General features: G+C 64.3%; 1 pseudogene. It reads right to left on the minus strand.

The features are described from left to right. Window positions 1-1,061: pseudogene (locus WEB61_RS01480) on the minus strand (hypothetical protein); the annotation flags it as partial.

Below are 1,061 nucleotides of genomic sequence, written 5' to 3' on the forward strand. Positions count from 1 at the left end.
GCTTTCGCCGTGCTCATCCGGTCGGTGTAATTGACGAAGTAGCTGATGGATGGCGGCACGTTGAAGCCGCGCACCGGGCCTTTGGGGCTTATCTGCAGTCCATGGGCGTTGAGCGGACCGCCGGGAATGAACAGATCCTTCTGCTGCAGGAAATCGCGCAGCATGTCGCCGGTAAGGAAAATGGCGTCCTCGCATGCCGTCAGGTCGATCGTCCCGTCGGCATTGTATCCATATCCGAGAGAGACGCCGCCGGCGCCGTTGCGGTTGTCGCCCGCATAGCCGACCGCATACTCCTCCGGCGCCTGATACCATGCGCTCGCTGTTTTTGGATCGTTCGGCTTTTCGCGCCAGAAGCGGTTCACATGCGCGACGTTCCGCGCCGTCAGGGCGTCATAGCCGTAGGTCGTCCCGATGACCGAACGCTGGGCGACGATCATGGCGCCGTCATGCGCGAAAACGATGTCCGAAATCGGCGCGGCGTTTGTGGAACTCGGCAGGGAAATTTCCAGCCGCGGGTCTTTCGCAAAATCGCCGTCCCGGTCGAGCCCGACCGACCATATCTGTCCGGCATCGGCTTCCGGTTCGCCGGCTTCGGCTGGCGCAGGCCGGCCGACGGCAACTGCGTAGTAAAGGCGTCCTTCATGTGCCGCGAGACCCCAGACGCGCCGTTCGGCATGGGTGAAGCCCCATGTTGCGGTATCTTCCGTATCGAACGCCGCGCTTCCAATGTCGGCAAGCGCCGCCGGATCGTGGAGCCGTTTCGGCAGGCGCGCGGCGGCGCGGCCGGTTGCGCCGTGATCGAAATGTCCGAGATCGGTGCCGTTCAGACCGAAACGATGGATCATCCCGGTCGACAAATCCGAAACGAAAAGCTGCCGGTGTCCTGCGTCATAGGCGATGTTGCCGAGCGCCGCCGGGCCGCTCGTCTTGCCGCGCAGTTTCACCTCCGCAAAAAGCGAAATCTCGCCGCTGCGTCCGTCGACCCTCCAGATGCTGCCGGGTCCGCCGCCGGGGCCGAACTGGCCCGGCGCCCAGCCGGCGGTTGTCTGCCCCGTCTTCAA

Source organism: Parvibaculum sp., from assembly GCF_040882025.1.
Lineage (GTDB): Bacteria > Pseudomonadota > Alphaproteobacteria > Parvibaculales > Parvibaculaceae > Parvibaculum.